Source organism: Granulicatella sp. 572.rep1_STHE, assembly GCF_001073445.1.
In the GTDB taxonomy this organism is placed as follows: Bacteria; Bacillota; Bacilli; order Lactobacillales; family Aerococcaceae; genus Granulicatella; species Granulicatella adiacens.
Window position 1 is genome coordinate 57,820 of sequence record NZ_JVBO01000009.1, and the last position, 22,244, is coordinate 80,063.

The 22,244-nt window shown below is 36.9% G+C and carries 22 protein-coding genes; 1 reads left to right on the forward strand and 21 read right to left on the reverse strand.

The features are described from left to right. Positions 1 to 32: 32 nt before the first annotated feature. From rpsD to ADH99_RS01080, 3 genes are all read right to left on the reverse strand, one after another. Entirely contained in the window at positions 33 to 644 is a 612-nt protein-coding gene (rpsD, locus tag ADH99_RS01070; protein WP_005605618.1) for a 30S ribosomal protein S4, read from the reverse strand. A gap of 206 nt (positions 645 to 850) precedes the next feature. Further along, positions 851 to 1,594 carry an acyl-[acyl-carrier-protein] thioesterase gene (locus tag ADH99_RS01075; protein WP_244266388.1) on the reverse strand — a complete coding sequence of 248 codons (744 nt, stop codon included), beginning with the start codon at positions 1,592 to 1,594 and terminating at the stop codon, positions 851 to 853. A 21-nt stretch (positions 1,595 to 1,615) separates the two neighbouring features. Then, positions 1,616 to 2,206, reverse strand: a complete 591-nt coding sequence (locus ADH99_RS01080; RefSeq protein WP_244266387.1) for an immunity protein Imm33 domain-containing protein — start codon at positions 2,204 to 2,206, stop codon at positions 1,616 to 1,618. Positions 2,207 to 2,322: 116 nt separating this feature from the next. Between ADH99_RS01080 and ADH99_RS01085 the strand changes: the two genes are divergently transcribed. Beyond that, the gene (locus ADH99_RS01085) at positions 2,323 to 3,603 is read left to right on the forward strand and encodes a hydroxymethylglutaryl-CoA reductase, degradative (protein WP_049555466.1); all 1,281 of its coding nucleotides are present in this window, start codon (positions 2,323 to 2,325) and stop codon (positions 3,601 to 3,603) included. Positions 3,604 to 3,651: 48 nt separating this feature from the next. Here ADH99_RS01085 and ADH99_RS01090 read toward each other — a convergent pair whose 3' ends face one another. From ADH99_RS01090 to ADH99_RS01175, 18 genes are all read right to left on the reverse strand, one after another. Beyond that, positions 3,652 to 4,179, reverse strand: coding sequence for an adenine phosphoribosyltransferase (locus tag ADH99_RS01090; protein ID WP_049555465.1), 528 nt, complete (start codon positions 4,177 to 4,179; stop codon positions 3,652 to 3,654). 24 nt (positions 4,180 to 4,203) lie between these two features. Continuing rightward, positions 4,204 to 6,519 carry a single-stranded-DNA-specific exonuclease RecJ gene (gene recJ, locus ADH99_RS01095; RefSeq protein ID WP_049555464.1) on the reverse strand — a complete coding sequence of 772 codons (2,316 nt, stop codon included), beginning with the start codon at positions 6,517 to 6,519 and terminating at the stop codon, positions 4,204 to 4,206. A 12-nt stretch (positions 6,520 to 6,531) separates the two neighbouring features. Next, positions 6,532 to 7,329, reverse strand: a complete 798-nt coding sequence (locus ADH99_RS01100) for an SDR family NAD(P)-dependent oxidoreductase (protein ID WP_049555463.1) — start codon at positions 7,327 to 7,329, stop codon at positions 6,532 to 6,534. Further along, on the reverse strand, positions 7,316 to 8,260 hold the full coding sequence (gene rnz, locus ADH99_RS01105; protein WP_049555462.1) for a ribonuclease Z: 945 nt from the start codon (positions 8,258 to 8,260) through the stop codon (positions 7,316 to 7,318). Before rnz ends, ADH99_RS01100 begins: the two co-directional genes overlap by 14 nt. Before the next feature lies 1 nt (position 8,261). Further along, positions 8,262 to 10,085, reverse strand: a complete 1,824-nt coding sequence (locus tag ADH99_RS01110) for an acyltransferase family protein (protein ID WP_049555461.1) — start codon at positions 10,083 to 10,085, stop codon at positions 8,262 to 8,264. 12 nt (positions 10,086 to 10,097) lie between these two features. Beyond that, a complete protein-coding gene (obgE, locus tag ADH99_RS01115) occupies positions 10,098 to 11,405 on the reverse strand; it encodes a GTPase ObgE (protein ID WP_049555460.1) in 1,308 nt (435 codons plus the stop codon). 31 nt (positions 11,406 to 11,436) lie between these two features. Next, positions 11,437 to 13,506, reverse strand: a complete 2,070-nt coding sequence (gene glyS, locus ADH99_RS01120) for a glycine--tRNA ligase subunit beta (protein ID WP_049555459.1) — start codon at positions 13,504 to 13,506, stop codon at positions 11,437 to 11,439. Between the two features lie 20 nt (positions 13,507 to 13,526). After that, positions 13,527 to 14,411 (reverse strand): glycine--tRNA ligase subunit alpha, encoded by an 885-nt coding sequence (gene glyQ / locus ADH99_RS01125; RefSeq protein WP_005605637.1) that lies wholly within the window; start codon positions 14,409 to 14,411, stop codon positions 13,527 to 13,529. A gap of 14 nt (positions 14,412 to 14,425) precedes the next feature. Further along, positions 14,426 to 14,668 carry a hypothetical protein gene (locus ADH99_RS01130; RefSeq protein WP_049555458.1) on the reverse strand — a complete coding sequence of 81 codons (243 nt, stop codon included), beginning with the start codon at positions 14,666 to 14,668 and terminating at the stop codon, positions 14,426 to 14,428. A gap of 284 nt (positions 14,669 to 14,952) precedes the next feature. After that, positions 14,953 to 15,735, reverse strand: a complete 783-nt coding sequence (gene recO, locus ADH99_RS01135; RefSeq protein ID WP_049555457.1) for a DNA repair protein RecO — start codon at positions 15,733 to 15,735, stop codon at positions 14,953 to 14,955. A gap of 11 nt (positions 15,736 to 15,746) precedes the next feature. Further along, positions 15,747 to 16,655: a GTPase Era gene (gene era, locus ADH99_RS01140; protein ID WP_005605640.1), complete on the reverse strand. Its 909-nt coding sequence runs from the start codon at positions 16,653 to 16,655 to the stop codon at positions 15,747 to 15,749. A gap of 9 nt (positions 16,656 to 16,664) precedes the next feature. Then, positions 16,665 to 17,045 carry a diacylglycerol kinase family protein gene (locus ADH99_RS01145; protein WP_049555456.1) on the reverse strand — a complete coding sequence of 127 codons (381 nt, stop codon included), beginning with the start codon at positions 17,043 to 17,045 and terminating at the stop codon, positions 16,665 to 16,667. Then, on the reverse strand, positions 17,035 to 17,523 hold the full coding sequence (gene ybeY / locus ADH99_RS01150) for an rRNA maturation RNase YbeY (protein ID WP_049555455.1): 489 nt from the start codon (positions 17,521 to 17,523) through the stop codon (positions 17,035 to 17,037). Before ybeY ends, ADH99_RS01145 begins: the two co-directional genes overlap by 11 nt. A gap of 151 nt (positions 17,524 to 17,674) precedes the next feature. Beyond that, positions 17,675 to 19,867, reverse strand: coding sequence for an HD family phosphohydrolase (locus ADH99_RS01155; RefSeq protein WP_239652321.1), 2,193 nt, complete (start codon positions 19,865 to 19,867; stop codon positions 17,675 to 17,677). After that, on the reverse strand, positions 19,848 to 20,855 hold the full coding sequence (locus tag ADH99_RS01160) for a PhoH family protein (protein ID WP_049555453.1): 1,008 nt from the start codon (positions 20,853 to 20,855) through the stop codon (positions 19,848 to 19,850). The genes ADH99_RS01155 and ADH99_RS01160 overlap by 20 nt, the downstream gene beginning before the upstream one ends. A 22-nt stretch (positions 20,856 to 20,877) precedes the next feature. After that, positions 20,878 to 21,324 (reverse strand): GatB/YqeY domain-containing protein, encoded by a 447-nt coding sequence (locus ADH99_RS01165; RefSeq protein WP_049555452.1) that lies wholly within the window; start codon positions 21,322 to 21,324, stop codon positions 20,878 to 20,880. Between the two features lie 95 nt (positions 21,325 to 21,419). Further along, positions 21,420 to 21,593, reverse strand: coding sequence for a 30S ribosomal protein S21 (rpsU, locus tag ADH99_RS01170; protein WP_005605651.1), 174 nt, complete (start codon positions 21,591 to 21,593; stop codon positions 21,420 to 21,422). A 156-nt stretch (positions 21,594 to 21,749) separates the two neighbouring features. After that, positions 21,750 to 22,244 carry a Fur family transcriptional regulator gene (locus ADH99_RS01175; protein ID WP_239652322.1) on the reverse strand — a complete coding sequence of 165 codons (495 nt, stop codon included), beginning with the start codon at positions 22,242 to 22,244 and terminating at the stop codon, positions 21,750 to 21,752.

Here is a 22,244-nt window from a genome sequence, read left to right on the forward strand (position 1 = left end):
GTGAATTCCAGTTCTGAAATTGTCTAATAAGATTAGCCAAGTTTGTTATAGTATTCAACGACTAGTGATTCGTCAACTTCAGAAGTTAACTCGTCACGTAATGGTAGACGGTTTAATGAACCTTCTAATTTTTCTTCGTCGAAAGTAACGAACTCTGGACGACCATATAAAGCTTCTAAAGCTTCTTTAATGATTGTTAAGTTACGTGATTTTTCACGAACACCCACAACATCGCCAACTTGTACTTGGAATGAAGGGATATCTACGCGTTTACCGTTCACAGTGATGTGACCGTGGTTTACTAATTGACGTGCTTGACGACGAGTAGTTGCTAAACCTAAACGGTATACTACGTTATCTAAACGTTGTTCAAGAAGAACCATGAAGTTTTCACCATGTTTACCTTCTTTAATTTTGCCAGCTTTTTTGAATAAAGTAGCAAATTGACGTTCGTTCATACCATACATATGACGTAATTTTTGTTTTTCTTGTAATTGTTGACCATACTCAGATAATTTTTTACGGCTGTTTGGTCCGTGTTGACCTGGTGCGTATGGACGACGAGCGATTTCTTTTCCTGTTCCTGAAAGTGAAATGCCTAAACGACGAGATAACTTCCAGCTTGGTCCAGTGTAACGTGACATTGAACATTCCTCCAATAATTGTTTATTTTTTTGGAGTAAAATAATCGCGAAATCTTCGATTCGTGCAGTCACTACAAGGGTTCACCTTTGCAGCCGTGGTTACTACCTTACCCTAAAGGCTAGGACTGTTGACGAGCTTCTATATTTCTGCTGCATATTTTACACAAAAAGTATTGTACCCTATTTCCTATGAAAATACAAGGATTTTACTTCACTTCCCATTCAAGAGATAGGTGGCAACATTTTTGATTATCGGATTCCAATTGATGGAAAGTTCGAACTCCATTTTCACTTTCGCGTATTTCATAAAAACTCTTAACTGTAGCTTCGGGTAAAATTTCCTTATCATATTTTACAAGAACTGATTTTAAAGAATGAGTCTTAATAAATTCCATGCCAAGGCTATCCATCACCCAATCGAAATACTTTGCGTTATTCACATGGTGATTATAATCGATATCATTCAAGCGAACGCGGTACGTTTGAACATTTGCTTTCTCCAAGTCGATTTTTGGAACTCTTGGATTCCGACGATTATCCTTTTTATTCTCAATTGGATATTCGTTAAGCACTTCTTCATCTAGTGAGATGAGTTTTCGCTCTTCAATATTAATCATTGAGAAAGTTGTTAATGCATCTACTAGTACTTCTTCTTCTAAAGACAAAATTGTATAACGACGGAACGTAAAGAACTTGTTATATCCAACAGGCTCCGTTTCGACAATAATTTCTTCTTCTAATTTAGGAAGACGATTAACCGTTAATTGGTTTTGAATCACAATCCATGAAAGACCTTTTTGATAGATCAAATCAGGATGCGCTAGACTACGTTCTTGTTTGCGAGAAGCTAACATCATAATCCCAACAACATGACTTAGAGATAACTCTCCTTTCCAATTACACTCATACGCCTTCACAACATGATTCATACGACAAATTGATTCTACCATAGTACATCCTTTCGTTATTGACTAGTTCCATACATCTTCGCTATCTGTATTCAATACTGAAACAATGTCATGCCCCTTGAATAAGATAATATAGTCGGTTGGTAAATGCATTACTTCATATAATTCTGGGTAATCTGGAAAGATTTCATACGCTTGATTTCCTTCTAGTGGTTGAGGATCAATCGTTTGATCGATTGGAGCAATATACCAAGTTTCATCATCAAAACGGTGTGCATACCACTCATCCACTTCAAAAGTATGGTTAGCAATCACTAATGGTCCATCGAAACGGAATGGAATCAGATGGCCTAATGTTTTCGTACGTTTTCCAGTTTGAATCGTTTTACGAATAATATCTAGGAAATAAGAGAAATCTTCCACCCATTCATCTAATAGTTTATGTTCGTAATTTTGAACGACTACTTGGAAATCTTCCCCTTTAGGAATGACTTTCACTTGTCCATAATGAATTGGAATTAAAGTGTCGACCTCGTCCCAATTCTCCTCAAAATATTCTTCTACGAAAGTAAGCAACTCTTCTGCTTCTTTTTGGTACTCTTCATCCGCCACTAAAATCAGACGGCGACCATTCACTTCACGAATAAATTCCATAAAATCTCTCCTTTCACGTTTACTAGTGTACCTCATTTTTAAAAATTTTACCTGTATCATACCCGCAAACTCTAAAAATTTGTTATACTGAATGAAAGCATGAAAGGAGCACATTGATGCAAAACAACCCTTTTTACAAGTTTTATCAAAAATCTCTTGACGAAAGAAAAGAAATATTATTCAATCATCCTACTTTGACTAGTAAAGCTAAAGAGCAACTAAACAAAGGTCTAGCGCTACCTGAATCCATCGCAAACCAAATGGTCGAAAACCAAATTGAAATATACGGCCTACCCTATGGAATCGTTCCAGAATTAATCGTGAACGGAAAAAGTTATATCGTTCCAATGGTAACGGAAGAACCTTCTGTTATTGCTGCAGCGAGCTATGCTTCAAAATTAATCAACTTAGCTGGTGGAGCCACAACGTTACAAGAAAAGCGCGAAATGATTGGAGAAATTGCCATTGTTAAATCTCCTCTAACACTTGAAGAAGTAAAAACTAAACTAGAACAACAAAGAGAATCGCTCTTTTCGATTGCGAATAATGCTCATCCTTCTATCGTGAAACGTGGCGGAGGAATTCGAGAAATATGGGTCGAAGAAAAGTCTACTGACAAAGAAGGATTTTTCATTTTCTACGTATCAGTTGATACAAAAGAAGCAATGGGAGCAAATATGCTGAACACCATCCTTGAAGCACTCGTATCACCAATTGAAGCAATGACTTGCGGCGAAAGCATTATGGCCATTCTATCAAACCTTGCAACAAACTCCGTTGTCACTGCTAAATGCGTACTCTCTCCTAGAATCTTAGATACAAGAACGACTAAAGGCGAAGAAGTTATCAGCCGAATCGTTTTAGCAAGTGAATTTTCTAAAGCGGACCCTTACCGTGCAACTACTCATAACAAAGGAATTATGAACGGTATTGACTCTGTTGTCATCGCTACTGGAAATGACTGGCGAGCAATCGAAGCTGGTGCTCATGCTTATGCAAGTTTAAGCGGACAATATCAACCACTGACAAATTGGACAAAAGATGAGGCAGGGAACTTAGTGGGGACTATCACTCTTCCTCTTCCTGTTGGAACGGTCGGAGGTTCAATTGCAATTCATCCAGGTGCACAATTTGCACACGAGTTACTCGGTCATCCAAGTGCTGTTGAACTAGCGGGAATCATTGCATCGATTGGTTTAGCGCAAAACCTTGCTGCTGTAAGAGCTCTTGTAACAGATGGCATTCAAAAAGGACATATGAGACTACAAGCGAAATCCTTAGGACTAGCAGTTGGAGCAACAGAAGATGAACTTCCGCTTCTTATGAATTTACTCGCTAAAGCACCTCACTTAAATCAAGAAACTGCCAAAGCTCTATTAGAAAAAATAAGAAAATAAAAAATAGACTTCCCTAGCTTAATGCTAAGGAAGTCTTCTTTATTTTCATTATCTTTCGTCTTCAGTGTATTCCATTAATGTGAAGATGTCGTATTCGCTAATTTTTTCGCGACCTTTTAAGTCTGTTAATTCTACTAAGAACGCTAAACCAACAACTTCACCGCCAAGTTTTTCAACTAATTTTGCAGCGGCAGCCATTGTTCCACCTGTTGCTAATAAGTCATCACAGATAAGAACTTTTTGACCAGGTTTTACAGCATCTTTGTGTAAGTGTAATTCTGCTGATCCGTATTCTAAATCATATTCAACAGCTACTGTTTCACGAGGTAATTTTCCTTTTTTACGAGCTGGCGCAAATCCGATTCCTAATTCATACGCTACAGGACATCCAACGATAAATCCACGCGCTTCAGGACCAACAATCATATCAGCACCAATTTTACGTGCATAGTCAACAATTTGTTGAGTTGCGTATTGGTAAGCTTTTCCGTTTGCCATTAATGGAGAAATATCACGAAAAATAATACCCTCTTTAGGATAATTTGGAACGCTAGCAATATATTCTTTCAAGTTCATCAAGAACTCCTCCTTTTATTTATCCTATTGCGATTCAATCCAATTTTTCAATTCTTGAAACTGACTATAATTGAATTTTTTTTCAAGCAATAATTGTTCTTTTAACTTCTTTAATAAAACTGACTCTTCCAAGTCATTCGTTTTAGGACTTGTATGAATAAACAAATGTCCGTTTTCTATTTTAACAAATTCTAACTCAAAAAACACTTTTAATATAACTCGAAATTGTTCAATCGGAATTTTTAAGAAATTAGCGACTGAGACTAATTTTTCATTGTAAGGAAGTTGTCCATGGGATTGGATATATTTATACACACTACCAAACTTGGACTTATCTGGAATTCCTGTGGTCACAACTGAGTTCTTCGTATACGCGATGATATATAGCTTTTGAGGAAATTCCATTTTAAAGAAAGTTTCCACTTCCTCCACTTTTTCAGGTAAATCAAATAACACGATCGCATTTGCGGTTGGAATCTCATTTGAGGAAACAAAAGATGAAAAATCCATCACGCTTGAATTACTTGGAATTCTTGTTTGTAGTTCTTTTAAATACACTTCATTTGAAGCTAAATAAAGGGCATTTTCAACATCAAGATGATCTTTAGTAATCTTCGAAGTCCGCCAGTCAATAACGATTCTACCTTTCACAGCGATATCTTTCACCATTAATTGAGGAAGGCGATTATTCTGCCATTCATTAATCTCTAATGTCCCAGCAATACTAATCTTCGTATCTGGTTGAAGAGAAGCTACCCATTCCCCTTTACTAAAAGCCATTGCTTGTAGCGTATATGTAGAATTATCTTCTTTCAAATGAAGCTTCAAATGTTTTTTATCCGCTCCTAGCAATTGAGTAGACGCCACTTGGATTCCATCTAGAGAAACAACTGGTTCTGGATTATCCGTACCAAATGGTTTCAGACTTGCTAATGACTCAATCCATTCAACCGTAATATCTTTTAATGGAAGAACTTCATCAATCGTTAACGTAGCCTTCGCATCTAATAAGTCTTGATGGTCTTTAGCATATTGTTCTAGCCCATCAATAATCGTTGGAAGCATAATTGTTTCAACTGTCAAACCAGCAGCCATATGATGTCCACCGAATTTTAGGAGATGATTTTTCACACTAGTTAACGCATCATAGAGATTGAACTCTCCAAATGAACGTCCACTACCTTTAGCAATTAATCCGTCATCACTAATGCCTAACACAAGAGTCGGTTTACCAGTCTGTTCAACAATTCGACTCGCTACAATTCCAAGTACGCCTTCATGCCAACCTGGTTGAGCTAACACAAGTATAGGTTGATTCATTTGTTCTTGAATAAGTGGGGTGGCCTCTTCGACAATTTGATTGACGATTGACTGACGTCTTTCATTCTCCGATTGCATGAAATCAACAATACTCTGTGCTTCTTCATCGTCAAACGTTGTCAACAACTGAACACCTGGAGTAGCATCTCCAAGGCGACCTAGCGCATTTAAGCGCGGTCCAATTTGGAAACCAATCGTCTTTTCATCTAATTTATCCATTTTAACTGATAGTTTTTCTAATAATGAAACAAGTCCAATTCGTTGCGTTTGTTTCATTTGAGCGATTCCTAGTTTAGCAATCGTTCTATTTTCATCTGTAAGACTGACTAAGTCCGCAATTGTTCCAATCGCTGCTAATTCTACCATTTCTTCTGGAAACTCTCCTAGAAGCGCGTGAGCAAGCTTAAAAGCCACACCAGCACCCGATAAATCTTTGCATGGATAATTAGCCTCTGGATGACGTGGATGGACAACTGCATAAGCTTCTGGAATTTCACTTGGAATTTCATGGTGGTCCGTTAAAATCACATCACAACCATTTTCCATCGCATAACGAATTGGTTCATGCGCTGCAATTCCACAGTCTACCGTAATAATGAGCGTATGGCCTTCTTCAAGTGCGCGTTCAAACGCTGGAATATTTGGACCATAACCATCTATAAAGCGATTTGGTAAATAGTACGATACTTGAGCTCCTAGCATTTCAAGCGTTTCGTAGAGAATCGTTGTACTCGTAATCCCGTCTGCATCGTAGTCGCCATAAATATGAATCAATTCTCCATTTTCAATAGCTTCTTGAATACGCCCTACCGCTTTATCCATATCGTGTAAAAGGAATGGATCGTGGATTAGATGTGGTGTTGGCGAAAGAAACTCTTGCATCTCTTCTACTGTTTGAATCCCACGCTCCACACATAAGCGGACGAGATTTTTGGATACCCCACTTTCACTCGAAAGAGATGTTACGAGTTCTTCATCCACATTCTCTTTTAACTTCCATGCATAATTTGCAAAACTCATCGTACACCTCCTCTACTTTTTATTGAAAATACTCCCTAATAGTTTGTCTCCTATTTTCGGGAATAACACATTTAATTTACTTGCAAAGTTCATTGCTTTTGGCAAATTCACTTCACGTTTTTCTTTTGCAATTCCTTTAACAACTTCTCCTGCTACCTTCGCTGGATCTAATACTACAGCGCCTAATTGCTCTAAGTATTTTCCAGTTGGCTCGGCTTTATCAAAGAAGTCTGTCGCAATCGGTCCAGGATTCACAGTCATCACATGAATACCATATGGTTTTAATTCTAAACGCAGTGCATTCGAATACCCTAACACTCCAAATTTGGTTGCTGAATACACGGATGATTTTACTGTTGCCGATTTTCCAGCTTGAGAAGCGATATTCACAATTACTCCGCTCTTATCTTCAATAAACCTAGGTACAAAATGCTGAGTGATTTTAATTAATGTATTCAAGTTTAACTGAAGCATTTGATTAATCTCAGATTCACTTAAGTCTTTAGCATATTTAAGGTAGCCAAGGCCAGCATTGTTGATGACCATCGTAATTTTGTATTTTTCATCAAGAGTTGATAATAAGTCTTGAACAGACGCATCATCGGTTAAATCACACGAATAAATATCGACAGGTTTAGACGTGTTCAATCTGCATTTTGAGGCTACTTGCTCTAGTTTAGCAGTGTTTCGAGCCACAAGTATGAGTTGTACATTTCTTTTAGCTAATTCCAGTGCGATTTGTGCGCCAAGCCCACCGCTTGCCCCAGTGACAAGAGCCACTTGATTTGTAAACCATTTAGCGTCCTTCATGATGTTTAATCCTTTCAACAGTCACAATGTCGAAGTCTTTGACAACTTGAACATTATCAAAGATTGTTTTTGCTTCGTCTTCTAACTCTTGGGATTGTTTTCCAAGATAGCGAGCACTAATATGCGTTAACAATAGTCGTTTAACCTCAGCGTTTTTAGCCACTTCAGCTGCTTGAAGACTTGTTGAATGGAAATGACGATAAGCTTGTTGGCCTTTATCGCCTTCGTACGTTGCCTCATGGACAAGTACATCCGAACGATATGCTAAGATTTCACTAGCTTCACATTTACGAGTATCCCCGCAAATGGTCACCACGCGTCCTTTAATATCCGGAGAAATATAATCTTGTCCATTCACGATTGTTCCGTCTTCTAGAGTAATGGTTTCGCCTTTTTTCAACTTACCAAAGAGTGGCCCAAAAGGAATTCCTAACTCTTTTAAACGGTCTGCTTGCAGTTCGCCTGGTTGATCCTTTTCAGTCACACGGAAACCATATGAAGGAATCCCATGTTCGAGTCGCTTCATTTCTACTTTAAAGTGTTTATCTTCGAAAAGAAGCCCTTCACTTTCAAATTCAACAACTCTTAAAGGATATCCCAATTTTGAACAAGAAGCTTTAATCGTTGTATCGATAAAGTTTTTAATCCCTTTAGGACCATAGAGGGTTAAATCATCTTCTCCGCCTTGGAAAGAACGACTAGTAAGAAGTCCTGGTAAACCAAAAATATGATCCCCATGCATATGTGTAATGAAAATCTTCTTGATTTTTCCTGGACGAATATTTGTATTTAAAATCTGTTGCTGTGTAGCTTCTCCGCAATCGAATAACCACACTTCATTAATCTCATCGAGAAGCTTTAATGCAATTGAAGTGACGTTTCTCATTTTAGAAGGTACGCCAGCACCTGTTCCTAGAAATTGCAATTCCATTTTAATTTCCTCTCAATGTTTCATATATTTTTTTCGCAAAGAATAGCGCTTCTTCATGAGCACCTACTTCCGTTACATACGATTTATGTGAATAGAACCAATCTTGGTCTTTGGAATACTCATTCCAGTCAAGAACATGGACATTCGAATACTTCTCACTTACAGAAGAGTACACGTTATTGACATCATCTCTCCAGGTTTTAGACGTTGTTGTCGTAACAAGGAAGATTTGTTTTTCCATACCGATCCGTTTCAATTCACTTTCCAATTGTCCTTTTGTAAAAGCACTATTAGCACCAAACATTAATACAACGATGTCATTTAGTTGATTCTTCGATTTTAATTCGTTAATCGTTGAAGATAAGTCTGTTACTTGTGCAATCGTTGTTGCATGCATCACGGCATTAGGGTAAATGGTCGTGAGTTCATTGGCAATTGCAAGAAGGGATTGGTCTCCGATAAAGGTAATTGAACTATTACTACTAAAGACGGTTTCTTCACGAGTTAAACCAACCACGTTATTAATGGTTTTCAGTAATTTTTTATCCGTTTGTTGTGTATTATCCACAATTGTTTGGTTTGTATGGATTAATTCTGTAAGAGTGGCCTCTTGTTCAGACAGTTTACTTGTAGACTGTACTAAACCAACTGCTAAAATGATGAGTGGCACTACACAGATTCCAAAGAAAATTTGTTTTCCAAAAGCTGTTTTTTCATTCAACAGCCCCATTATTTTACGGGCCATTTGAAGATAACGTCTTTTCTCAAACACTTGATACCAAACTTCTCCAAAGAAGAGAATCAGTACTAATTGGATGATGCCGTGAATTAAACTACTTGAACCAATAATGCCCATTTTTGCTTGGTATAAGACAATAATCGGTAAGAACCATAAATAATACGATAAACTCCTACGACCAATCACTGTTAATGGTTTGAAACGGAATAAAATCCCTGTTCCTACTTTTGGATGCAAGCTCATCAAAATCACAGCTGCAACTGTTAAATCAAAAAGCAACATTCCACCACGATAAGTAATATCTTCGTTACGTCCGAGCGTAAATAATAAAATGAACATTAACACAATTGGGATTAAGCGTAAATATTGCTCATACGGCAACCTAGATTTATGTTCCTTTTGGAAACGATCTAAAGGATATAACAATGCCGTACATGAACCAATAAGCATTGAAAACAATCGGGTCCAAGTGCTCATCGTGACATACGTTAATGAGTCTGCTCCCTTATAACTAAAGAGCATTAATCCAAATGAAGCTGTAGCTAACACAACGATAGCCACAAACAATGTATTATGCTTCTTAACGAATAAACTTAAGAATGCAAACACAATCGGCCACAATAAGTAAAATTGAAAGGCCAATGAGATATACCATAAGTGTTCAAATGGATTTTCCGTTAATAAGTTTGGAATAAACGTTTGAGCTCTAAGAATCTGCCACCAGTTATTTAAAAACACTAAACTGGAAGTAAATGATCCTCTTAAGTTCACCAACATCTCATTTTGAAACAATGTAATATAAATGAACACTAGAACAAGCATTGCAATTAAAGGAAGTGCAATACGTGCTAATCGTTTTAATAAAAACTGCTTCAAAGGGATCTTTCCATCGTTCATCAAACTTGTCATTAACCGGTTTGTTATAAAGTAACCAGCTAAAATGAGGAAGATGTCCAATCCAAGAAATCCACCCGGCAAGCGATAAGAATACAAGTGATAAATAATGATACTAAGGATTCCTATCGCTCTTAGGCCGTCAAATGAAGATACGTAAAAACGTTTTTCCATCTCACTTCTATCAATCATATTCAAAACTCCTTAATCAACGAACTCGAATGAGAAGTTTAGAATGCGTACTAAATCGCCATTTTCAGCGCCTTTTTCACGTAAAGTGCTATCTACACCCATTCCACGTAATTGACGTGAGAATCGCATAACAGACTCATCATGTTCCATATTAGTCATCTTGAATAGTTTTTCAATCTTGTCACCATAGAGTACCCAAGTTCCATCTGGATCTCTTGTAACTTTGAATGGTGCTTCCTCTTCTTCTAATCCATAAACGATATGTGTTTCCACTACTTCTTCGTTTAATGGGAAGAATTCTGTTTCTTCTAACACTTCAGCAGTTCTAGCAAGCAATGCTTGAAGGCCTTCACGACGATAGGCAGAAATTGAGAAAATCTCTGGCATTTCTTCGCCTTCAGCCAAGCTATCCGCTAAATCTTTCTTGAACTTCTCTAAGTTTTCTTCTGCTTGAGGTTGGTCCATTTTGTTAGCTACGATTAGCATTGGACGTTCCAATAAGCGTAGGTGATAACTTCCTAATTCCTCTTGAATAATCTTGTAATCTTCAAAAGGATCACGGCCTTCCATTGCGGCCATATCGATCACATGAAGTAATACTTTTGTACGTTCGATATGTTTTAAGAAATGAATTCCAAGCCCTACACCTGTATGAGCTCCTTCAATTAATCCAGGTAAGTCTGCAACAACGAATTGCTCGCCATTTGGAGACTGCGCCATTCCTAATTGAGGATTCAATGTTGTAAAGTGATAGTCCGCAATTTTGGGTTTTGCGCTTGAAATCACGGATAGTAAAGTGGACTTCCCTACAGATGGGAATCCAACTAACCCAACATCTGCTAAAACTTTTAATTCTAAATCAAGTTCAAACTCTTCCCCAGGTTCACCATTCTCCGCAATATCTGGCGCTGGGTTTTTATGTGTTGCGAAACGGATATTTCCTCGACCACCACGGCCTCCTTTAGCAACTACTACTTCTTGTCCATCTTCCACTAAGTCAGCAATCAGCGCTTTTGTTTCAGCATTTCTAACGATTGTTCCTGGTGGAACTTTAACGATTAAGTCTTCTGCTCCACGGCCATACATACTCTTACTCATGCCGTTTTCACCAGGTTTCGCTTTAAAATGACGTTTATGACGGAAATCTAGTAAAGTTCTCAGTCCCGAATCTACTTTAAAAATGACACTTCCGCCTTTACCGCCGTCTCCACCAGCTGGACCTCCATCTGGTACGTATTTTTCACGACGAAAGGCAACCATCCCGTCTCCACCTTTACCGGCTTTGACTTGAATCGTGGCACGATCATAAAATACTGCCATTTCATTCACTCTCCTTTCTGTATGAGGGTTCTTATTTAACGATTAATGATGTGAAATCTGCTAAATCTAAAATGATTTCAGATAGTAATCCTAAGAATCTTAGACGATTACGACGAGTTGCTTCATCGTCCACCATAACCATATTTTCATTGAAGAAATCATTAATTTTTGGTGCCATTGCTTCTAAATGACTGTACAACTCTTCTGGACTTAATGAACCTACTTTTTTATTCAATTCTTGAATAGCTTTCACTAAGTTACGTTCACTTTCTGTTTCAAGACGATCTTCTAAAATTTCCCCACTCGCCTCAACTTGAGCTTTTGCACTAATATTGATAACACGATTTAAGGCCTCTGTAATTCCTTTAAATTCTTCAGATTCAGAAACGGCTGAAAGAACTTTTGCAGCTTTTAATTGTTCAGGAACTGATGAAGTATGACTATTTACAACCGCATCGATAATATCATGACGTTTTGTAATTGTTGCAATACGTTGTGCTACACGTTCACGAATAAAGCTTAAGATAAACGTTTCGACTTCTTCCTCTTTACCTGATAGGAATTCAGCATAGTCAAGACCTAATAATAATTTAGTAAAGTCTTCAATTTCAATGTTCCAATCAAATGCTGCAAGAATTTGTACTAGCCCCATCACTTGACGACGAAGCGCATATGGGTCATTTGATCCTGTTGGAAGCATTCCAGCAGCTGTAAAGCTTAAGAAAGTATCTAATTTATCTGCAACCGCAAGTAAAGCACCTGGTACAGAAGAAGGCAATTCACCATCTGCACTTGTCGGCATATAGTGTTCAGGGATTGCCTGTGCTACTTCAGGAGTTTCTCCTTGTTTTAAGGCATAGATTTCACCCATGATTCCTTGTAATTCAGGGAATTCGCCAACCATGTTTGTTACTAAGTCAAATTTGTAGATTGAAGCGGCACGTTGCGCTGTGACAACGACATCACTTGGTAAGTTCAACTCTTTTGCAATACGACCCACAAGTAATTGGACGCGATCCATTTTCTCTGTCATAGAACCAATTTTGGCATGGAAGTTTAATGTTTCTAATTTCTTCAAGAAAGTCGTCATCGGAATCTTTAAGTCTTCTTCGTAGAAGAATAACGCATCTTCTAAACGAGCTGTTAACACTTTTTGATTTCCTTTTGCGACATTTTCAATCATGTAATCATTCCCGTTACGTACTGAAACGAAGAATGGTAATAATTGTTTTTCCTGGTTATACACAACAAAATAACGTTGGTGTTCTTTCATTGACGTCACTAATACTGGTTCTGGAACGACTAAGTATTTTTCATCAAAAGTACCCGCAAATGCTGTTGGGTATTCTAAGATTGAGCTTACTTCTTCTAATAAGTCTTCATCGATTGGAATAATCCAGTTATTTTTTGCAGCTAATTCTTCAATTTGCTTGCGTACTAATGCTTTACGTTCATCTTGGTTTACGATGACAAATTGTTCAGCCAATGCTTTCTCATAGTCTTCTGGGTTTTCAATCGTTGCTTCTTTTCCAAGGAATCGATGTCCTCTTGAAACGCGTCCAGCTTTGACATCTAATACGCCGATTTCTTCGATGACTTCATTGCCGTATAACGCAACAATCCAGTGAATTGGACGTAAGTATTCAAATGTATGAGCTGCCCAACGCATGGTTACTGGGAATTTCATATCTGTAATCACAGAAGATAAGTTTTTAACCACTTCTTTTGTTGATTTACCAGCGATATGTTGTTTCACATGAATGTATTCAACGCCATTCACTTCTTCAACGTAAATATCATCTGTTGTTAACCCTTTTCCACGAACAAATCCTTCAGCTGCTTTTGTCCAAGCTCCATCTTTTTGAGCGATTGCAAGCGATGGTCCTTTAAAGATTTCTTCTCGGTCAGCTTGTTCTTCGACTAAGCCATTTACTCGAACTGCTAATCTTCTAGGAGTTGCAAATGCTTCTACGGATTCAAATTCTAAGTTTTCATCTTTGAAGAAGTCTTCTACACGTTTTGCTAATTGTTCTGAACTTGAACGAACATATTGAGCAGGTAATTCTTCTAAACCGATTTCTAATAATAATGATTGTGTCATTCTTTCTCCTCCAAACTCTCTTATTTCTCTTTCAATAATGGGAATCCTAATGCTTCACGTTCAGCCACGAATGTTTTCGCGATTGTACGAGCCATTTTACGAATACGACCAAGGAATCCAGCACGGTCAGTTGCAGAAATTATTCCGCGGGCATCCATTAAGTTAAATGCATGAGAACATTTCAATACATAGTCATAAGCTGGGTGAACTAAGCCTTTTTCCATTAATACAGTCGCTTCTTTTTCAAAGTCTGTAAATAATTGCATTAATAATTCTGCATTGCTTTCTTCAAAAGCGTATTTAGAATGTTCATATTCTGGTTGAGTGAAGATATCCCCATATTTAACATCTCCAGTCCATACTAAATCATATACACTCTCTACTTCTTGAATGTATGAAGCAAGACGTTCTAAACCATAAGTGATCTCACTTGTTACAGGGTGACATTCTAGACCACCTACTTGTTGGAAGTATGTAAATTGAGTGACCTCCATTCCGTCAAGCCATACTTCCCATCCTAAACCAGCACAGCCAAGAGATGGGTTTTCCCAGTTATCTTCCACGAAACGAATATCGTGTTCTAATGGGTTGATTCCAAGAGCTTCTAGACTTCCTAAATATAATTCTTGAATGTTTTCAGGAGATGGTTTCATCACTACTTGGAATTGGTGGTGTTGGAATAAACGGTTTGGGTTTTCCCCGTAACGACCATCTGCAGGACGACGTGAAGGTTCCACGTACGCGGCATTCCAAGGTTCTGGTCCAATCGCGCGAAGGAATGTATAAGGACTCATTGTCCCTGCCCCTTTTTCAGTATCGTATGCTTGAAGAAGCAAGCACCCTTGGTTAGACCAATAATTTTGTAATGTTAAAATAATTTCTTGAACACTTAATTTTTTTGCCATAATTGTTCCCCTTTCTATTGTGCATTCACTACTGGATAAAATTCATAAATCACTCCAGGAATCACTTCACATTTTACTTCTTTAATTGCTTCATTTCTCGTTTTAAAACCGTACATTGAATGGTTAACACTTGTTTGGAATTGCTCCAACACTTCATCTTCATATCCGATGACACTCACTTTAATTGGTGCTAAAGAAACCACCTTCAATTGAAAATCTTTGAATTCTGAAGCTGGAATAACCATTGTAAAATCCATATTATTTCCTCCTTTGGCTAAATAAAAAAGTCCCTATGTACACAAAAAGCATACATAGGGACGACTGATCGCGGTTCCACCCTAATTTCTTGGTTCAAAACCAAGCTTCATTGTTGATAGACTCAAGTGCGCCACTTTTAATGACCCATGATATGGATTCCACCAGCCCATACTCTCTTTGACATTTTATCATTAAAAATCTCACCGTCAACATCCTATTAATCTTCCACTATAGTACCGATAATTGCTTAAAAAGTCAAGTAAAGACAGCGTTTTGCCTACTCTTAATCTTGTCCTCTTTTCTGCATTAACGTTTCCCATTCGACCATCTGATCTAAAAATTTTTTACTCTTCAAACGTATGCCCACATACTCTTCCATAATGGTATCAAATAGACGTCTTAATTCACTTGTAGTCTCACCCGACAACTGAATAGACCCTATTTGTTTTGGAGAAGAAACAAGAGCTAATTGCCTTGCTACGTACAATGCCTTTCTAGACAGTTGCATGCGATACTCATCTTCGTCTAAATGATTCTTACACAGGCATCCATGCTTCTGAATCGAAAAATCAACTAAGTCCGTATCCCTATTACAAATGACGCAATGTTGCCATTCCACCTCGACTCCATAGTAACGTAGAATCTTGATTTCAAAGAAACGCAAAATCACTTCTGCATCGATTCCATTATTAATGGCTTCAATAGAGTCCCACAGCAGTTGAAATACCGTCTTGTTCACTATATGGTCATCCATCACCGCATCTGTTAATTGTGTTAAATACGCTAAAACAGCTTGAGCTTTTACATCATTTAACACAATCGTTGCAGGCTTAATATCGTGACTATCCTTTAGGAAACTAAACCCATTTTGATGAATATGCCCAAGAAAAGTCGCTCTTGTAAACACCTGTGTTGCAGCCGTTAATGGATGATTGCTTTGTTGTGCATTTCGTAAAAAGAACATCAACTTTCCGTGGTCTCTCGTCAAAATTTTTACGAGCATATCTTTTTCTCGGTACGTCTGTCTCATTATGACAATTCCATCAAAATAGTGGTAATAATCCATTTGATTTCATCCTAATCTCTATAATCTGTCTCTTTATATCCGTATTCTTGTAGATTACTTTTACGTTTACGCCAATCTTTTTCAACTTTTACCCACAATTCAAGATAAACCTTATTTCCGAGTAATTGTTGAATATCGCGTCTAGCTCTCGTCCCTATTTCTTTCAAGAGACGTCCACCTTTACCGATAATAATACCTTTTTGTGATTTTCGCTCCACGATAATATTTGCATAGACATGAACCTTATCAAATTCATCCTTTTGCATCTTATCCACTGTTACAGCCACCGAATGAGGAATTTCTTCCTGCGTTAACTGTAAAATCTTCTCACGAATTAATTCTGAAACCACAAAGTATTCCGGGTGATCGGTTATTTGGTCTGCTGGATAATATTGTGGACCTTCAGGAAGAGCTTCTATAAGTGCTTCCATTAATTCGTTCACATTATTTCCTTGTAATACTGAAATTGGGAACACTCCCGCGAAATCAAGTGCATCTTTATAACTTTCAACACGCTCTAATAACACTTCTGGTGTAACAAGGTCAATCTTATTTAACACTAAAAAAATCGGTGTCTTAATCCCTTTTAGCTTTTCAATAATGAAGTCGTCACCAGGGCCACGTTTTTCACTGACATTGACCATAAATAAGACTGCATCCACTTCTTTTAAAGCAGAATAGGCACTCTTCACCATGAATTCACCGAGCTCATGTTTTGGTTTATGAATTCCAGGCGTATCTAAAAAGACAATTTGAGCGTTATCTTTAGTATAGACTCCTTGAATTTTATTTCTTGTGGTTTGTGCTTTATCAGACATAATGGCAATCTTCTGACCTAACACATAGTTCATAAATGTTGATTTGCCGACGTTAGGTCGCCCCACAATCGCTACAAATCCTGATTTAAATGATTTTGTCATACTCTCTCCTTAAAAATGTATCCATTTTGGCAAAATTATAATCATCGCAATAACGACAGTAAAACCTGCGCTTAACAATACTCCACCTGCTGCAATATCTTTTGCCTTTTTAGCTTCAATATGATATTCCTTTTTCACTAATAAATCTACCAAATTTTCAACAACTGTGTTTAATATCTCCATGACTAATACTAAAAATATACAAAGTAATATAAAACACCATTCGAGTGCAGTTAGTCCAGAAATGAAACTTATCAATATGGCCAACGCTGCCATGGACAAATGAGCTTTCATATTCCGTTCTTCATGAATAACTGTTTTGATTCCGTGTAGTGCATGTTTCATTGAAGTCAAAAAGGTTGAATTTTTTCCCGTTTGTCTATCCGTCATTTCTAGTTAACCCATAAGCATCTAAGATTTCTTGTTGCAATCCTGTCATTTCAGCTTCCTCTTCTTCAGTCTGATGGTCATAGCCATTTAAATGTAAAAATCCGTGAAGTGCTAAAAATCCAAGTTCTCTTTCAAGCGAATGACCATAATCTTCTGCTTGTTCTTTTGCACGGTCTAAAGAGATGACAATATCTCCAATTGAAGTCACGAAACTATCATCTTCCTCCATAATTGACTGCATGCTTGCAAAATCATCATCGTCATCATCCAATGCAAAACTGATAACATCCGTTACTTTATCGATATTTCTGAAATCACGATTGATTTCTCGAATCCGTTCACTAGATACGAAAGAAATACTACATTCTTTTGTTTGAGGTATTTCTAGAAAATCTGCTGCAAAAGATACCACCTTATAGACCAGTTCTTGATGACTTTCTGGAACTACTTCTGTTTCATCAATAATTTCAATAATCATTTTAAAATCTCCTTTATTCATGTCACTATTATTTTAACAAACTCCCTACATTATTGGAACTTTGACGAATGTTGAACTAAACATTAAATAAAAATGATCCTTTCCCCAAAAATTGTTCATTAAACAATCTTAAAGGAAAGGATACTAACTCTTAACTAGGTTTTTTTACAATTTTTGGATACTCTATTCGCGAATGGAATGTTCCGTTTAGAGAAGCCACAATATTTTTTTCTATAATGGACAACTCTTTCATCGTAATATCACATTCTACAAACTGACCATCTTCCAAGCGATTCATAATGATAGAATGAACCAAATTCTGAACTTTTTCTAAAGTAGGCTCTTTCATCGCTCGAGTTGCAGCTTCTGCACTATCTACAATATTAATGACCGCCGACTCTTTGGTCTGAGGTTTTGGACCAGGATATCTGAAATCCTCTTCGATTGCATCCGGATTTTCTTTTAGGGCTTCTGCATAAAAATATTTCATCAAAGTAGTTCCATGATGTTCTGCACAAATATCAATTACTGATTTTGGTAATTGATGTTCTTTTAAGATTTCTACTCCTTTACGAACATGATCAAAAATGATTTCTTTTGATTCATAAGGCCCAATCATTTTATGCGGACTTTCCATATGAGCAGGCAAGTTTTCAATAAAGAAGAACGGGTGCTCTGTTTTTCCAATATCATGATAATAGCTTGCTACTCGTGCTAATTGAGAATCTCCCCCAATTGCCTCAACACAGTTTGCTGAAATATTAGCCACCATTAGACTGTGGTGATAAGTCCCTGGTGCTTTTGTAATTAAATCTTTTAACAGAGGTTGATTTGGATTAGATAACTCTGCCCATAAAAGAACTGAACTATCCTCAAAAAGATAAGTTAAATATGGCATTAAAATGACTGGAATTACATATGATAAAAATCCACTAATCGCTGCAAATGCAAATAACCAACCAGATTGAGTAGAAACTAGTTCATAATTACTAAAAAATACAAACGGAATCATTAACGAAACAGGAATTACAATTTGTAGAAGTAATTGTTTAAACCAAGATAAGTTTTTCCAATAAACTTCTTGAACAACTCCTAACCAAGCCGCAAGAGAAAAATAAACAGTTGTTAATGCTATTTCAGTATTGATATTGTCACTACCAAACATAAACCAGACTAAAATCGGATAAACTAACATCGCAATAATTGTAAAGAAAAATTTTGAGGTTAATTTATAAATAAGATAGATTAATCCAGCAATTGGAAAAGCAACACCAATATAATCAATCCCTCTATTTTGCAAGAACGATAAAATTTTCAACAGAACAGCCCCCATTGAAAAAACAAAAGTAAACACTGTTAATTCATTTAACCGGGTATCCCAGTCTTTACTTGAAACTCCCACTTTATATCGAAGCGAGAATACTAGAAGACTAACGATAAAGATTCCAAGGAAAATCAAGTAACTATAGAGTTGATGATAATTGTTTGTTGTTCCATTGATACCGAGTAATTCAAGAATACGTAAATCTTCTTGAGTTATAATATGTCCTTCTTGGATGAGAACTTGACCTTGAAGAATTCTAACGGTTGAGACGCTTTGCTTTGCATTCTCTTTTGCACTGTTGGTTGCATCTTTATCCACTACATTATTAGCAACAATGCTATTGGTTAACAATTGTCCTAATAATTCACGTTCTGAATCAGAGAATCCACCATTAAACAAAGATCTTTTTGCAACTTCTTGCGCTTGCAACAGATTAGAATCTGTAATAGAAGAAGCCATTTGTTCCTTCGTTGCGTCTTCTACAGCCTTCTCATAGCTCTCTAATTTTTCAGAACTAGCCGATAAAAGCTGAACAATAACACTATCTTTAATATACAAAGCAAAATCTCGAATGGCTTTATTTTCCCTATCTAAACTTTTCTTAAAATAGCTTAATCTATCTTGAATTGTAGCTACTTTTGTAGATGTTTCTCCAGTCGTTGTGGTAGTTGAATCTCCCCCAAATATTTCGCTTGATGATTTGGCCGCAACAGTTTTAATCGCTTGGAAAAACTGCTTTACTTTATCAATTTGTTGTTGTTGTTTGGTTTGGTCAAAAACATAAATATCTCCAATACCATCCATCGCCATTTGTTGATTTTTTGCGGTTTGCTCTTTATCCTCAATTGTTCTTGGAGAACGAATTGTTTCTTTAGCAACTTGATTTAACTCTAAAGAATAAGAAGTTGGCTGTACATTACTCCACCCTAAAATGAGTAACACTAAAAATGTCATCCCTAATAAAGCAGGTAGATAGAGCATTCCTAAAGTTTCTTGAAACTTACGGAGCTTTTGTCTCACTTTCTTCACCTCGTTCCTTTTCAGTTTCCGTTGGTGCTGAATATGCATTAATAATTTCAGATACGATTGGATGACGTACAACGTCTCCTGCATCAAATTCTACAAACGCAATTCCATTGATTCCTTTTAGCTTGCGTTCAGCATCTAAAAGACCACTGGCTTGATGTCCTTTTGGCAAGTCAATTTGAGACTTATCTCCATTGACAATCATTTTTGAACCAAAACCTAAACGAGTTAAGAACATTTTCATTTGCGCTCTAGTTGTATTTTGAGCTTCATCTAAAATGATAAATGAATCTTCTAGAGTACGCCCACGCATATACGCTAACGGCGCCACTTCAATGACTCCTCGTTCTAAGAGTCGATTCGTATGTTCCATACCGTATACGGTATAAAGAGCATCGTATAACGGACGTAAATATGGATCTACTTTTTCTTTTAAGTCTCCTGGTAGGAAACCTAAATTTTCACCGGCTTCAACGGCTGGACGAGTTAAGATTATTTTCTTCACTTCGCCTTTCTTCAATGCTTGAACAGCCATTACAACGGCAACAAACGTTTTACCCGTTCCTGCAGGTCCAATGCCAAAGACCACATCAGTCTTCTTAATGGCATGAATGTATTGTTGTTGCCCATATGTTTTGGCACGAATCGCTTTTCCTGCAAATGTACGGCCAATTTCTTCGTTATATAAATTAACAAAGTAATCCAAAGTACCTCGTTTAGCCATCTTCACCGCGGTAATGATATCTGTTTTAGAAATACTAATCCCACGTGCAATCAAGTCTTGAAGTTGGTTTAGTAGTTCTTTAACTTGAGCAACATCCTCTTCTTCACCAGTAATAAAGAGTTGCTCCCCACGATGAGTAATTTGTACTTTGAATGAATCTTCAATAAAACGAATATTCTGATCTTGAGAACCAAATAATTGAATTAGTTGAGGATTATCGCTTAATTCAACACTTGCTTTTACGGTTTCTTTTTCCAATCAGTTATCCTCCAATCCACACTTATTTATTTAAGTATGCTTTTACTTGTTCTTTAATGACATTACCGTCTGCTTGTCCTTTAAGTGCTTGCATTACTGCACCCATTAATTTACCGAATTCTTTTTGTGTTGTCGCTCCTACTTGTTCAGCAATTTCAGCAATTTTTTCTTGTACTTCTTCTAAAGAAAGTTGTGCTGGTAAGTACTTTTCAACAATTACTAATTCACCTTGTGTTTTTTCAACTAGTTCTGGGCGATTTGCTTTTTCAAATTCAACAATCGAATCACGGCGTTGTTTGGCTTCACGAGATAGAATAGTTAATTCTTCTTCAGGTGTTAGCTCTGATTTTTTGTCAATTTCAGCCGCTTGAATTGCTGTTTTAATCATACGCAAAACTGCTAACGTTTCTTTATCTTTTGCTTTCATCGCTGTTTTAATATCGTTGTTAATCGTTTCTTTTAATGACATTATTCTCTCTCCATTCTTGTATTTCGTTTGATTGATAAAAAAAGACTGGGACCTATAGCCCCAGCCTGACATAGTCATATGATACACAGAGTTGACTAGAACTTGCGTTTACGAGCTGCCTCTGATTTTTTCTTACGTCTTACACTTGGTTTTTCATAAAACTCACGTTTGCGAGCCTCTTGTAAAGTTCCGGTTTTAGAAACAGTACGTTTGAAGCGACGAAGAGCATCATCAAGTGATTCGTTTTTACGAACAACTGTTTTTGACATATCCTATTCCCTCCCTCCGAGCATTTAAAAGTAACTGTTTTCTTTTGAATAGAATAACCAAACAAACGAAATGTCCTTTTTTTATTATAGGAAAGGTTCACTAAAATGTCAATTAACTTCTATACTGTCTACGAACTTTTTTAGGAAAACCTTAATTTATGCTTTAGTTGTGCATTTTTCGCAAAGTCCAAAAATCTCGAATCGATGAGAGTGAATTTCACAACCTTCTAATTGATCTTGGAAGAAGTCCATTGGGCACATATCTATTTCTTTTGTACTACCACACTTTTCACAAATAAAATGATGATGATGCCCATGTGTTTGGCAACGGAATCTAAATAATTTCTCACCATTTAGTTCTGTTTCTTCTAAAATATTTAATTGTACAAAGGTATATAAATTACGATAAATTGTATCATAACTTAATTGTGGAAACTCTGAAGCAATTAACTCTTGCACCTGTTTTGCTGACAAGTAACGATTCGCATCATTTAAAATTTCAACCAATCGTTGGCGTTTATTCGTGTGCTTGTAGCCCGCTTCTTTTAGAATCTCTAATGCTTCTTCAACATGATTATGTGAGTGGTTATGATGATGTTCATGATGGTGCTCACAATGTTCGTGACCACAGCAATGATCGTGTGAATGCAT